The following is a 12,669-nucleotide window of genomic DNA, read 5'->3' on the forward strand; positions in this document are numbered from 1 at the left end:
TTACCAGCCCCATGGATGCTGTCACCCAGGTCCCCGCGCCGGTCAACGAGCCGGTCCACTCGTACGCCCCCGGCAGCCCGGAGCGCGCGCGCCTCGAGATCCAGCTGAAGCAGCTGTCCGAGAACCCCATCGACCTCCCGATGACGATCAACGGCGTCAAGCGGATGGGCGGTGGCGAGCGCTTCGACGTGGTCCAGCCGCACGACCACAAGTCCGTCATCGGCACCTACGCCAACGCCACCGAGGCCGACGCGCAGGAGGCCGTCGACGCCGCCCTCGCCGCCGCCCCGGCGTGGCGCGCGATGTCCTTCGACGACCGCGCCGCGATCATCCTGCGCGCCGCCGAGCTGCTGTCCGGTCCGTGGCGCGAGAAGCTGGCCGCCTCGACCATGCTGGGCCAGTCGAAGACCGTCCAGCAGGCCGAGATCGACACCCCGTGCGAGCTCGTCGACTTCTGGCGCTTCAACGTCCACTTCGCCCGGCAGATCCTCGCCGAGCAGCCCGCCGCGAACTCCGCCGGCGTGTGGAACCGCAGCGACCACCGCCCGCTGGAGGGCTTCGTCTACGCGATCACGCCGTTCAACTTCACGGCCATCGCCGGCAACCTGCCGACCGCTCCCGCCCTGATGGGCAACGTGGTCGTCTGGAAGCCGTCCCCGACGCAGACCCACTCCGCGGTCCTGCTGATGGAGGTCCTGGAGGCCGCCGGCCTGCCCAAGGGCGTCATCAACCTGGTGACCGGCGACGGCATCGCCGTCTCCGAGGTGGCCCTGAACCACCCCGAGCTGGCGGGCATCCACTTCACCGGCTCGACCAAGACCTTCCAGTACCTGTGGAAGACGGTCGGCAACAACATCGAGAAGTACCGCTCCTACCCGCGCCTCGTCGGCGAGACCGGCGGCAAGGACTTCGTCGTCGCGCACCCCTCCGCCGACCGCGCCATCCTGAAGACCGCCCTGACCCGCGGCTCCTTCGAGTTCCAGGGCCAGAAGTGCTCGGCCTCCTCCCGCGCCTACGTTCCGGCCTCCATCTGGAACGACGGCTTCAAGGAGCAGTTCGCGGCCGAGGTCGACGGCATCGCCATGGGTGACGTCCGCGACCTGGGCAACTTCATCGGCGCGGTCATCGACGAGCGCTCCTTCGCGAAGAACAAGGCCGCGATCGACCGTGCGAAGGCCGACCCGACCTGCACGATCGTCGCGGGCGGCACGTACGACGACTCCGAGGGCTACTTCGTGCGCCCGACGGTCATCGAGTGCACCGACCCGGAGAACGAGGTCTTCACGACCGAGTACTTCGGCCCGATCCTCGCGGTCCACGTCTACGAGGACGACAAGTACGACGAGATGCTCGCGCAGATGGAGAACGTCTCCGCGTACGCCCTGACCGGCGCCGTCATCGCGCAGGACCGCTACGCGGCCGCCGACACGATGGAGAAGCTCCGCTTCGCGGCGGGCAACTTCTACATCAACGACAAGTCGACCGGTGCCGTCGTCGGCCAGCAGCCCTTCGGCGGCGGTCGCGCCTCGGGCACGAACGACAAGGCGGGCGCCGCCTCGAACCTGCTCCGCTGGACCTCGACCCGCTCCATCAAGGAGACCCTGGTCCCGCCGACCGAGTACGGCTACCCCCACATGGGCTGATCCGGCCCCCAGCTGAACCCCGCCCCCGCTCCGGTACCCCCAAGTCCGGAGCGGGGGCGGTCTCCATTTCCCCTCCGGCCGCCCCAACCGGTGCCAGCCCGAACGCAGTTGTCGGTACGGCGACCCGTCTCCTCAACCTCGGGCCCCGGCTCGTCCACGGGGACCCCGTACCGCACCTGCCCGCGGTGGGTCTCGGAGGGCCTGATCACCCGGCAGCGCCCGGCACCTTCCTCCATCCTCGTCATCGACTGCTGCTGCGCTCCCGGAGCGCTGAGGATGATGCGCGGACTGCGGCAGAGCGTCCTCGCGGACAGCGAGGAGGACGAGCCGGGGTCCTCGGTGGGCGGGCGGCCGGGGAACCGCCCGCACCCGTCGGTGGCGGCGGCTAGACCTCCACCAGGACCTGGTCCAGGGACTTGCGGATCAGGTCCGGGACCTCGCAGTCCTCGGCGGGGTAGCCGACCGGGATGACCGCGAAGGCCTTCTCGTTCTCGGGCCGGGAAAGCACGTGGGACAGGAAGCGCATCGGGCTCGGGGTGTGGATCAGGGCCGCCAGACCGCTCAGGTGCAGGGCGGACAGGAGCATGCCGACCGCGATGCCGACCGACTCGTCGACGTAGTAGTGCTTGCGCTTCGCGCCGTCCGGACCGAGCCAGTAGCGCTGCTGGAAGACCACGATCAGCGCCGGCGCGTCCGTGAGGTGGGTCTTCACGGCGTCGGTGCCGATGGGGCGCAGCGCCGCGAGCCACTCGTCGCCGAGGCGGCCGTCGTAGGAGATCTGCTCCTCCTGCTCGGCGGCGGCGCGGATCTGCCGGCGGATCGCCGGGTCCTTGACCAGTACGAAGGTCCACGGCTGCTGGTGCGCCCCGGAGGGGGCGGTGGCCGCGCAGGCGATGGCGTCGCGGACGACCTGGTCGGGGACGGGGTCCGGGGAGAAGTGGCGTACGGTGCGCCGCTCGTCCATCCGGGTCCGCAGCTCCGCCGCGCGCGCGAGGGATTCCTGACTCGGCATGCGCGCGGGCCGGTAGGCGACGGGCCGGTAGGGCTGGCCATGGGTCGGGGTCCACTGCTGGGTTTCGGGCGACATGCGCCGATCTTCACGCGGGGGAACCCCTGAGGCCAGAGTCGCGTCCTCCACGGCTGTCCGATGTGTACTGACAGGGGGGCTATGACCGTGACGAACGTCGGTCGATTCGTGGACTGGGAGGGCTGCTTCAACGCCCGCGACCTCGGCGGCATCGGGACGCTGGCGCCCGGGGTCCTGGTCCGGTCCGACAGCCTCGACGGGCTCACCGCGCGGGGCTGGACCACGCTGGCCGCGCACGGGGTGAGGACGGTCGTCGACCTGCGCAACGACGGCGAGCCCGGGGTGGACCACGCGCCCCGCCCGGCCGGGCTGACGACCCTGCGGATACCGCTCGACGGGATCGAGCACCGGGACTTCTGGGACGTGTGGTGGGGCACTCCGGGTTTCGGAACCCCCGCGTATTTCCGGCCTTTCCTGGAGCGCTTCCCCGACCGCGTCGCTGCCGTCGCACGCGCCGTCGCCGACGCGCCGCCCGGCGGGGTGGTCTTCCACTGCGGTCTGGGCCGCGACCGCACCGGCATCGTCGCGCTGGTCCTGCTGCGGCTGGCCGGGGCGGATCCCGTCGAGATCGCCGACGACCACGCGCGCAGCGAGCCCCGGGTCCGGGCCCGGTACGCCGCCGGGGGGCAGCCCTATGACGCCACCACGATCGAGGAGTACGTCGCGGGCCTGGGCACCACCGTCCACGCGCTGGCCGAGGGCGCCGCCCGGTGGCTGGACGCCGGGGCCTACCTCCGGGCCGCCGGGCTGAGCGGGCGGGAGCTGGCGCGGCTGCGCGGCAGACTGGGGGCATGACGCCTACGCGCACCCGCCTCGCGCACACCTCGCAGCTCGGTCCGGACGCCCTCGCCGGGATCCGCGCCCTGCTCGACGCCGCCTTCGAGGGGGACTTCGGCGATGCCGACTTCGAGCACGCCCTCGGCGGGATGCACGTCCTGGTGCACCGGGGCGGGGAGCTCGTCGCGCACGGCAGCGTCGTCCAGCGCCGGGTGCTGCACCGCGGCCGCGCCCTGCGCACCGGGTACGTGGAGGCCGTGGCCGTACGGGCCGACGCGCGCCGGCGCGGGCTGGGCGGGGCCGTGATGGAGGGCCTGGAGGGGGTCATCGCCGGGGCCTACGTACTCGGCGCCCTGTCCGCCTCCGAGGCCGGGGCCGCCCTGTACGGGGCCCGCGGCTGGCGCCCGCACCCCGGGCCGGTGGGGGTGCTCGGACCGCACGGCCCCGAGCGGCTCCCCGAGGAGGAGGGCTCGGCCTACGTGTGGACGCCGCCCGGCGGGACCGTGCTGGATCCCGCCGGACGGATCGACTTCGACTGGCGCGAGGGTGACGTCGTCTAGGCCGCCCGGCTGCTGCCCCCCCGACGCCGCCTAGCTGCCGCTGATGCTGGCCGCGCCCGTCTCGATGTGGCCGGTGTAGCGGCGCGACCAGGTCCCGTCCGAACCGGCCAGGACCGTGAAGTCGTACCAGCCCTTGTTGTAGGCCACCGCGTTGAAGAAGTCCTCGCGCGAGGAGTTCGCCGGGACGGTGTACGTCCACGGGCCGTCCGTGCGGTAGGCGTTCGAGCGGATGGTGAAGGTGACCGCCGCCGACGAGGAGTTCGTCATCTTGAACCAGATCGCCATCTTGCCGGTGCCCGGCTCCACCGCGAAGCGGGACGCCACCTCCAGGGACTTGCCCGGCTTCGCCGCGTCGCCGATGAAGCGGCGCAGGAAGCGGTTCGGTCCGTACATGGAGATGTCGTACTTCCCGGCGCCGTTGCCCAGGCCGATGTTGAAGAAGTCCGTCGAGGTGGAGCCCGGCTCGACGGTGTACTGGTAGGGGGTGGTGTCGCGGTACTGGTGCGGGTGCAGCGAGAAGTGCGCCGCCCGCTTGGCCTCCGCGCCCTGGTTGGCCATCGAGAACCAGGCCAGGATCTGCCCGGCCGCCCCGAACTCCAGCCGGTCGAGGTTGCCGTTGACCTGGTACGGGAGGGCGCGCGCCGGGCGGGTGCCGGGCTCCTGCGCCGGGAGGGCGTTGTCCTGCGGGACCGGGTTGGGCATCGGGCCGCAGGTCGCCTGCCCGATCACCTTGGCGGTGGAGGGCAGGCCCGAGGGCACCCCGTAGAGCGGGTGCTTGAAGTCGAAGACGCCCGTCAGGTCGCCCACCACCTTGCGCCGCCAGTCGCTGATGTTCGGGCAGTTGGCCGGGGTTCCGAGGGCCGCCGTCCAGGTCTCCATGAAGCGCAGCACGGAGGTGTGGTCGAAGACCTCGGAGCTGACCCAGCCGCCCCGGGTCCACGGGGACATCACGAGCATCGGCACGCGGAAACCGAGGCCCACCGGGAGGCCGTCGATGTACTCGCCGGGGGTGCCGGGCGGGGCGATGGGCGGCGGGACGTGGTCGAAGAACCCGTCGTTCTCGTCGTAGTTGAGGAACAGGACGGTGGAGTCGAAGACCTCCGGGTTCGCCGCCAGCGCCCGGTAGACGAGGTCCACGAAGTGCGCGCCGTCGCCGGGCGGGGCGTAGGGGTGCTCGGAGAAGGCCTCGCTCGCCACGACCCAGGACACCTGCGGCAGCGTGCCCGCCACCACGTCCGCGCGGATGGCGGCGGCGATGTCGTCCGGGGTGGAGCCGGTGACCTTGGGGACCGATCCCATGCCCCGCTCGCGCAGCGGGGTGCCGGGGGCGGCGTCCGTGAACTGCTTGAAGTAGGCCAGGCCGTTGTCCCCGTAGTTGTCCTGGGCGTTCTGGTAGACCTTCCAGGTCATCCCGGCGCGCTGGAGGGCCTCCGCGTAGGTCTCCCAGGTCAGCCCGGACTCCTCGCCGCCGTCCTTGCTGGACGGGTCGATCTTGCCGCTCCACAGGAAGGTGCGGTTGGGGCCGGTGGCGCTCAGCGTCGAGCAGAAGTAGGCGTCGCAGATGGTGTAGTTGTCGGCGAGCCCGTAGTGGAAGGGGATGTCGTCGCGGTCCAGGTAGCCCAGGGTGCGGGTGTTGCCGACGCCGGTGACGAAGTTGTCCATCCGGCCCTTGTTCCAGGCGGCGTGCTGCGAGGTCCAGCTGTGCGGGAGGTCTCCGGTGCACTGGGCGAGGGTCTGGCCGTCGGCGCCGCCGGCCGGCGGTGTGGCGGACAGTTTCCACGGGTACTGGCGCCCGCCCCAGTTCGGCTGGTTGAAGGTGCCCCAGCCGCCCGGGATGTTGCCGGCGGCGCGGTCCGTGAACCCGCGGACGCCCTTGAGCCTGCCGAAGTAGTGGTCGAAGCTGCGGTTCTCCTGCATCAGGATCACCACGTGCTTCACGTCGGTGATCGTGCCGCTCGCGGCGGCCGCGGCCGCCGACGCCGGTGCGAGCGCGGGCAGGGTCGCCCCCGCCACGAGCCCGGCGCCGATTCCCACGAAACCTCTGCGGCTGATGGGTGTCACTGGCTGCTCGCCTCCAACTCCGGTGCCCCGCTGGCACATTGACGGCAAGAGTGGCGGGAGCCGCTGCAAAGGTCTACATCCGTGCGGTAAGAACTCGGTGAACATCCGGTCGGCCGGAATCAGTCCTTGAGACGGACGAGCATCTTGCCCAGATTGTCCCCTCGGAGCATGCCCAGGAACGCCTCCACCGTGCGGTCGAATCCCTGCACAACGGTGGTGTCGGTGCCCACCCGGCCGCTCTGCAGATGGGGGACCAGGAAATCCTCCAGCTCGTCCTGCAGATTGGTGTGATTTCGAACCAATACGCCTTCCAGGCGCAGCGACTTGTGTACGACCTCGAAGAGGTTGCGCGGCGCGGCGGGGGAGCGGTCGCCGTTGTACATCGAGATCCCGCCGACCCAGGCGATCCGTCCGTACTCCCGCAGGACATCGATCGCCCCCTCCAGGTGGTCCCCGCCCACGTTGTCCACGTAGACGTCGATGCCGTCCGGGGCGGCCTGCGCCAGCTGCTCGCCGACCGGCCCGTCGTGGTAGTCGAAGGCCGCGTCGAAGCCCAGGACGCCGGTGAGGTGGGCGACCTTGGCCGCCGAACCGGCGCTGCCGATGATCCTGCGGGCGCCGAGCAGCCGGGCGAGGTGGCCGGTGGCCGTGCCCACCCCGCCCGCGGCCGCCGAGACGAACAGGTCCTCGCCCGGCCGCAGGACGGCCGTCCGGGTGAGGGCCGCGTACGCGGTCAGGCCGGTCCCGCCCAGGACGGACAGGTACGCCTCCAGGGGGACGCCCGAATGGCCGCGGAGCTTACGGGTGCCGTCCCTCCCCAGGGTGACCAGCGCGTGGGTGCGCCAGCCCGCGCGGTGGAAGACCAGGTCGCCCTCCGACAGCCCCGGGTCCCGGGAGGCGGTCACCCGTCCCACCGCGCGCCCCTCCAGGGGGGAGTGCAGCTCGAAGCCGCCCTCGCCGCCGTCCATCAGCCCGCGGTGGTACGGGTCCACCGAGAGCAGCAGGTTCTCCACCAGCGCCGTGCCCGGGGCGGGTTCGGGGACGGGCGAGGGGACGTACGCGAAACCGGAGGCGGCGGGGAAGCCGGCGGGGCGGGCGGTCAGGTGGACGGCGTGAGCGGTGTGCGGGGTCATGGCGACGACCGTAGGAAGGAATCCCGGGCCCGGGCAGGGGGTTGGCCTCATGGAAGCCGCACATCCATGAGCGCGGCTCATACTCCGAGGTGGCAGCCCCGTGGCCGAGCTCGTCCCGCAAGAACTCCGGGTGCTGGTCGCCGTCGCCGAGACGGGCGGCTTCTCCGCCGCCGCGGTCCGGCTGGGGGTCACCCAGTCGGCCGTCTCGCACTCCGTGCGGGGCAGCGAGGCGAAGGTCGGCGCGGTGCTCTTCGAGCGCGGGCGGGCCGGGGCCGCGCCCACCCCGGCGGGGGAGCGGGCCGTGGCCCTCGGGCGGCGCATCCTGCGGCTGTACGAGGTCCTCGGCGCGGAGGCCCGGGCCGCCGGCCGCGCCGCCGGGGCGCCGGGCGCAGTGCCGGGCGGGGTGCTGCGCGTCGCCGCCTTCCGCAGCGCGGCCCTGCACCTGCTGCCGCCGGCGCTGGAGCGGCTGGCCGCGCTGCACCCCGGGATCCGGCCCGAGGTCAGGGTGGTCCGCGAACTCGGCGCCGGGACGGCGGGGGAGGTGGCCGCCGGGCGGGCGGACCTGGGCATCGCGACCCTGGGCGGGCCCGGCGACGTACCGTCCGAAGGACTCCCGCCGGGGCTGCTGGCCGGGGAGCTCACCCGGGAGGCGTACGCGCTCGTGCACCCGGCCGGCCACCCGGACCCGAGGCAGCTGCCGCTGCTGGACTGGGACGAGAACTGCGGCTCCCACACCCGGGACTGGTGGCGGGCGCAGGACTGGATCCCGCGGGCCGCGGTGAAGGCCGAGGACGACGCGATGGTGCTCACCCTGGTCGGCCGGGGGCTGGGCATGGCGATCATGCCCGAGCTGTCGCTGAGGGAGGCCACGGACGCCGTCGAGATCGCTCCTCTGGGGCCCGGGGGGCCGGTGAGGCGGGTGGGATACGTCACCACACCGGAACTGGCATCGACCTTCGCCGTACGGGCTCTGATCAGGGAACTCAGGGCGGAGAAGGGCTGAAATCGGAACTCCCGGTGGGGCCTTTCGGGCGGTCAGGCGTCTCAGATAGTAGGAAGTCCGAGTAATTGCGGAGACAGACAGCCGGACCTGGCCTAGCTTTGTAGGAGCCGAACGTCTCGCCGATCCGGCGAATGGCGGTCGAGAGCGCGCGCCCCTGGCAGGCAACCCCTGCGGCGCCCCGCTCCCCGCCTCTTCCGGCGCCTTGAAGGAACCCCTCATCCGTGGCCCCGCCACGCCGTGATCTCAAGGAGTCGATCACCATGACCCCCACCTCCGCCGCCACCCGTCGCGTCCGCCACTCCTCCCCGGCCGACGCCGACCGCAAGAACGCCGCCGCAGCCCTCCAGCGCGCCCTGGACCGCCGCGACAACGGCGGCTCGACCGGCCACTGAGGCCGTACGGCCGCCCGGCCGCCGTCGCACCTCCCGTCGCACCTCCCCCCGGGCATATCGCGTCCATATGGTGGACGCGATATGCCCGAGGGCTGATACACGGAGTACGGTTCCGTCATGTCGACCAGCCTCAATCTCGCAGTGATCCCCGGTGATGGCATCGGCCAGGAAGTCGTGGCTCAGGGCCTCAAGGTCCTTACCGCGGTCCTGCCCCAGGATGTGAAGCTGGAGACCAAGGAGTACGACCTCGGTGCCCAGCGCTGGCACCGCACCGGTGAGACCCTCCCGGAGGCCGAGCTCGAAGCCCTCAAGCACCACGACGCGATCCTGCTCGGCGCGATCGGCGACCCCTCGGTCCCGTCCGGCGTCCTGGAGCGCGGTCTGCTGCTCAAGCTCCGCTTCGCGTTCGACCACTTCATCAACCTGCGCCCCTCGAAGCTCTTCCCGAACACCGCGACCCCGCTCGCCGGCCGTCCGGAGATCGACTTCGTCGTGGTCCGCGAGGGCACCGAGGGCCCCTACACCGGCAACGGCGGCAGCCTGCGCACCGGCACCCCCGCCGAGGTGGCCACCGAGGTCAGCATCAACACCGCGTACGGCGTCGAGCGCGTGGTCCGCGACGCGTACGAGCGGGCCAACGCCCGCCCGCGCAAGAAGCTGACGCTGGTCCACAAGAACAACGTCCTCGTGTACGCGGGCCACATGTGGAAGAACATCTTCGACGCCGTCGGCCGGGAGTACCCCGAGGTCACCACCGACTACCTGCACGTCGACGCCGCGACGATCTTCTTCGTCACCCAGCCGGAGCGCTTCGACGTCATCGTCACGGACAACCTCTTCGGTGACATCCTCACCGACCTGGCCGCCGCCGTGACCGGCGGAATCGGCCTGGCCGCCTCCGGGAACATCAACCCGACCGGCGCCTTCCCGTCCATGTTCGAGCCGGTCCACGGCTCCGCCCCCGACATCGCGGGCACCGGCAAGGCGGACCCGACCGCGACGATCCTCTCGGTCGCCCTCCTGCTGCGCCACCTCGGCTACGAGGCCCAGGCCGTCCGCATCGAGGACGCCGTCTCCGCCGACCTCGCCGAGCGTGACGGCACCTTCCGTTCCACCGATGCGATCGGCGACGCCCTCGCCGCCCGCGTAGCCGGCTGACCCGGCAGCTCCACCCCAGGAAGCCGCCGGGCAGCGACCACCGACCCGGCGGCTTCTCCTGTGCGGCCCCGGGTGCCACCATCTCCCCAGGGCCGCTAAAGACCCCGTTTCACCGCACCCTCCTCCCGGGCGATAATCGAACGCGAGGCCGCGGAATACGGGGAAGCTCGGACGTCCTAGTACGACATGAGCGCGGTCCGCCCTACCCAACCGGTGAAGGACAAGCACTCATGACGACGCCCACGATCGAGCTCAAGCCCTCCTCGACCCCCCTGTCCGACGCGGAGCGCGAGGCGATCCTGGCCAGCCCCGGCTTCGGCCGCCACTTCACCGACCACATGGTGACGATCAAGTGGACCGAGGGGCGCGGCTGGCACGACGCCGAGCTGGTCCCGTACGCGCCGCTGTCGATCGACCCGGCGAACATGACGCTGCACTACGCGCAGACGATCTTCGAGGGCCTCAAGGCCTACAAGCAGCCCGACGGCACCGTCGCCACCTTCCGCCCGCGCGCCAACGCCGAGCGCTTCCAGGCCTCCGCCCGCCGGATGGCGATGCCCGAGCTGCCCGCCGACCTCTTCATCGAGGCCTGCGACGCCCTGATCAAGCAGGACCGCGCCTGGGTGCCGGACTCCGGCGAGGCCTCCCTGTACCTGCGGCCGTTCATGTTCGCGTCCGAGGTCGGCCTGGGCGTCCGCCCGGCCAACGAGTTCCTCTTCATGGTCATCGCCTCGCCCGCCGGCGCGTACTTCCCCGGCGGCGTCAAGCCGGTCTCCGTCTGGCTCTCCGAGGAGTACGTCCGCGCGGTCAAGGGCGGCACCGGCGCGGCCAAGACCGGCGGCAACTACGCGGCCTCCCTCGTCGCCCAGGCCCAGGCCGCCTCGCACGGCTGCGACCAGGTCGTCTGGCTGGACGCCGTCGAGCACCGCTGGATCGAGGAGATGGGCGGCATGAACCTGTACTTCGTGTACGGCGACCGCATCGTCACCCCCGAGCTGACCGGCTCGCTCCTGCCGGGCATCACCCGCGACTCCCTCCTCACCATCGCCCGCGACCTCGGCTACACCGCCGAGGAGGGCCGCATCACCACCGAGGACTGGAAGCGCGACAACGAGAACGGCACCCTGACCGAGGTCTTCGCCTGCGGCACGGCCGCCGTCATCACCCCGGTCGGCTCGGTCAAGTCCGAGCGCGCCAACTGGACGCAGGGCAACGGTGAGCCCGGCGAGGTCACCATGAAGCTCCGCAAGGCGCTCCTGGAGCTCCAGACCGGCCGCGCCGCCGACGCCCACGGCTGGATGCACCCGCTCGGCTAGTCCCTGCCGCCGCCCCGTCCCCGTACGTACGAAGGCCCGCGCTCCCGGATCGGGGAGCGCGGGCCTTCGTACGCCGGCGGGGGGAACCTCAGGCGGCGGCCGGCTCCTCGGCGGCGGCCGCCGCCGCGGCGGGGGCGCCCGCGGGCGCGCTGCGGGCGGTCAGCGCCACGTACACCAGGCCGCCGACCAGGCCGGAGAGGACGAAGGAGCAGTCCACGCCGCCGGTCAGGGCGAGCAGGGGCCCCTCGTAGAAGGGGGTGGTCACGGCGAGCAGGCCGGTGCCCGCGCCGATCGCCCAGGCGGCGGTGGCCTGGACGTTCCAGCCGGCCCGGTACCAGTAGACGCCGCCGACCGAACGGCGGTTGAAGACCTGGAGGGCGTCGGCGTCGTAGCGCCCGCGGCAGCGGAGGTAGCCGATGAGGGTGATCACGGCCCACGGGGTGCCGATCGCGGTGAGCACCAGGACGAAGGAGGTCATCGCGGACTGGACGTCCCACTCGAAGGAGCCCACGAAGACGAAGGCGGTGGCCACGGTCGCGGCGATCACGGTGGCCTTGGTCCGGGTGGCCCTGGGCACGATGGCGTCCAGGTCGAGGCCCATGGAGTAGAGCATCAGCCCGGCGTTGCCGACCGAGCCGGCCGCGGCGGCGGCGAGCAGCGGGACCAGGTACCAGAAGGGCGCGGCGGCCACGAGGGGGCCGGCGTAGTCGGTGCCGGCCCGGGCGGCGAGCGCGGTGTAGGTGCCGAACAGCTGCGGGATGAGCAGGCCGATCAGGAGCCCGAAGCCGGTGGCCCAGAACACCTTGCGGGGGGTGTGCCGGGTGGGGGAGATGTAGCGGGTGTAGTCGCCGAGCAGGGTGATGAAGGCGACGGGCCCGCTCAGGCCGGCGGCGACGGCGGCCAGCAGCCAGGTCGGCCAGAAGGAGCCGAGCAGGTACGAGGTGTCCGGCGGGGCGGCGCTGGTGAAGTCGGGGGCGTAGGCGTAGACGCCGATGGCCAGCAGGACCACCATGCCGATGGACAGGACCTTGCTCATGCGGAGCAGCAGCCGGTAGCCGAAGACGGCCCCGACGACGGTACACGCGGCGAGGACCCCGTACATGGCGGCCCGCGATATCCCGGTGTCGGGCAGGCCGGTCAGCCGGGCCAGGGCCCCGACCATCACGTCGCCGCCGATCCACAGGGTGAGGGCCGTGTAGCCGAGCGAGAGCAGCAGACCCACCACCGAGCCGACGAGCCGTCCCCGTACACCGAACTGGGCGCCGCTGGAGGTGGACAGGTTGGTCGCGGTGCGCAGGGAGACCAGCGCGAGCGGCGCGGTGAAGGCGATGCCGACGAGCGTGCCGGTCACGATGGCGGTGACCGAGGGCACGAGGCCCAGTCCGAAGGACGGGGGCAGCCAGCCGAAGACGATGACGCCGAGGCAGAGGTTGGAGCCGAGGAGGATCGAGATCAGGTCACGCGGACCGCTCGTTCGCTCCTCTTCCGGGATGGTGTCGACTCCGCGCTGTTCGATGGGCATGGGGGGACTCCCTTGGC

The 12,669-nt window shown here is 72.0% G+C and carries 11 protein-coding genes; 7 read left to right on the forward strand and 4 right to left on the reverse strand.

The annotated features are described in order from the left end of the window. Positions 1-11 precede the first annotated feature (11 nt). Entirely contained in the window at positions 12-1,643 is a 1,632-nt protein-coding gene (pruA, locus tag ACFYYT_RS07200) for an L-glutamate gamma-semialdehyde dehydrogenase (protein ID WP_351824939.1), read from the forward strand. 385 nt (positions 1,644-2,028) lie between these two features. Here the strand turns inward: pruA and ACFYYT_RS07205 are convergent, their stop codons facing one another. Next, on the reverse strand, positions 2,029-2,730 hold the full coding sequence (locus tag ACFYYT_RS07205; protein ID WP_351824936.1) for a nitroreductase family protein: 702 nt from the start codon (positions 2,728-2,730) through the stop codon (positions 2,029-2,031). A gap of 81 nt (positions 2,731-2,811) precedes the next feature. On the opposite strand from ACFYYT_RS07205, the gene ACFYYT_RS07210 reads away from it, so the two are divergent. Both ACFYYT_RS07210 and ACFYYT_RS07215 read left to right on the forward strand, forming a co-directional pair. Next, complete coding sequence (locus tag ACFYYT_RS07210) at positions 2,812-3,525, forward strand: tyrosine-protein phosphatase (RefSeq protein ID WP_351824933.1); 714 nt, start codon at positions 2,812-2,814, stop codon at positions 3,523-3,525. Then, positions 3,522-4,067 carry a GNAT family N-acetyltransferase gene (locus ACFYYT_RS07215; protein ID WP_351824931.1) on the forward strand — a complete coding sequence of 182 codons (546 nt, stop codon included), beginning with the start codon at positions 3,522-3,524 and terminating at the stop codon, positions 4,065-4,067. Before ACFYYT_RS07210 ends, ACFYYT_RS07215 begins: the two co-directional genes overlap by 4 nt. Positions 4,068-4,097: 30 nt before the next feature. On the opposite strand, the gene ACFYYT_RS07220 is transcribed toward ACFYYT_RS07215, so the two are convergent. Continuing rightward, complete coding sequence (locus tag ACFYYT_RS07220; protein WP_351824928.1) at positions 4,098-6,128, reverse strand: phosphocholine-specific phospholipase C; 2,031 nt, start codon at positions 6,126-6,128, stop codon at positions 4,098-4,100. 119 nt (positions 6,129-6,247) lie between these two features. Beyond that, positions 6,248-7,261: an NADP-dependent oxidoreductase gene (locus ACFYYT_RS07225; protein ID WP_351824925.1), complete on the reverse strand. Its 1,014-nt coding sequence runs from the start codon at positions 7,259-7,261 to the stop codon at positions 6,248-6,250. A gap of 100 nt (positions 7,262-7,361) precedes the next feature. On the opposite strand from ACFYYT_RS07225, the gene ACFYYT_RS07230 reads away from it, so the two are divergent. The 4 genes from ACFYYT_RS07230 (at position 7,362) to ACFYYT_RS07245 (ending at position 11,130) form a co-directional block, all read left to right on the forward strand. Next, a complete protein-coding gene (locus ACFYYT_RS07230) occupies positions 7,362-8,264 on the forward strand; it encodes a LysR family transcriptional regulator (protein WP_351824922.1) in 903 nt (300 codons plus the stop codon). A gap of 260 nt (positions 8,265-8,524) precedes the next feature. Next, positions 8,525-8,656 carry a hypothetical protein gene (locus ACFYYT_RS07235; protein ID WP_256462237.1) on the forward strand — a complete coding sequence of 44 codons (132 nt, stop codon included), beginning with the start codon at positions 8,525-8,527 and terminating at the stop codon, positions 8,654-8,656. 117 nt (positions 8,657-8,773) lie between these two features. Next, positions 8,774-9,814, forward strand: coding sequence for a 3-isopropylmalate dehydrogenase (locus ACFYYT_RS07240; RefSeq protein ID WP_351824920.1), 1,041 nt, complete (start codon positions 8,774-8,776; stop codon positions 9,812-9,814). Positions 9,815-10,044: 230 nt separating this feature from the next. Beyond that, entirely contained in the window at positions 10,045-11,130 is a 1,086-nt protein-coding gene (locus tag ACFYYT_RS07245; protein WP_351824918.1) for a branched-chain amino acid aminotransferase, read from the forward strand. 88 nt (positions 11,131-11,218) lie between these two features. Here the strand turns inward: ACFYYT_RS07245 and ACFYYT_RS07250 are convergent, their stop codons facing one another. Continuing rightward, entirely contained in the window at positions 11,219-12,652 is a 1,434-nt protein-coding gene (locus ACFYYT_RS07250; protein WP_388607089.1) for a cytosine permease, read from the reverse strand. Between the last annotated feature and the right edge of the window lie 17 nt (positions 12,653-12,669).

Origin of the sequence: Streptomyces sp. NPDC002032, assembly GCF_042890765.1 — a bacterium.
GTDB lineage: Bacteria > Actinomycetota > Actinomycetes > Streptomycetales > Streptomycetaceae > Streptomyces.